The sequence below is a fragment of the Streptomyces sp. AC627_RSS907 genome (genome assembly GCF_019049165.1).
Genome location: NZ_JAGMUE010000859.1, coordinates 1 through 828 on the forward strand (window position 1 = coordinate 1; position 828 = coordinate 828).

General features: G+C 66.1%; 2 pseudogenes. Both read right to left on the minus strand.

From position 1 onward, the window contains the following. Nucleotides 1-458 (minus strand): annotated as a pseudogene (locus KUM32_RS39050) (uridine monophosphate kinase); the annotation flags it as partial. 190 nt (nt 459-648) lie between these two features. Then, nucleotides 649-828, minus strand: a pseudogene (locus KUM32_RS39055) (elongation factor Ts); the annotation flags it as partial.

Sequence of the window (828 nt, forward strand, 5' to 3'; positions counted from 1 at the left end):
GTGGAGAAGTACGGCATGCCCATGCCGGCGCCGAAGATCACGACGCGCCCCTTCTCCAGGTGTCGCACCGCACGGAGCGGGATGTACGGCTCCGCCACCTGCCCCATGGTGATGGCGGTCTGGACTCGGGAGTCGATGCCCTCCTTCTCCAGGAAGTCCTGGAGAGCGAGGCAGTTCATGACGGTTCCGAGCATGCCCATGTAGTCCGAGCGGGCGCGGTCCATGCCGCGCTGCTGTAGTTCGGCTCCGCGGAAGAAGTTGCCGCCGCCGATGACGATGGCGATCTCGGCACCGTCGCGGACGACGGCGGCCACCTCGCGGGCGATCTTGTGCACGACGTCTGGATCGACGCCGAGTCCGCCGCCACCGGCGAATGCCTCGCCGGACAGCTTCAGCAGGAACCGGCGGCGCTTGGCACCGTCAGTTTTCGGGTCGGCCTGGTCGGCGTCCAGATTCATGGGAGATCTCCTCGTGCACATACGAAGGAGGCCACTGCCGGGATGGTCCTTGATCGACCTCTACGGCAATGGCCTCCTCGTCACATCTGCGGCCAACCGGTGGACGGCTGGCTGCGTACGACCCTATCGGGGTCGCTGGTCATTCGCTGCCCTGCTTCAACCCTGAGCCGGGCTGAATTCCGGGAACGACTCAGACGCCGACGCGGAAGCGGGCGAAGCGCTTGAGCGAGACGCCGGCCTCGTCCAGGACCTTCTTGACGGACTTCTTGTTGTCCTTGGCGAACGGCTGGTCGAGCAGCACGTTCTCCTTGAAGAAGCCGGTGACGCGGCCCTCGACGATCTTCGGCAGGGCGGCCTCGGGCTTGCCCTC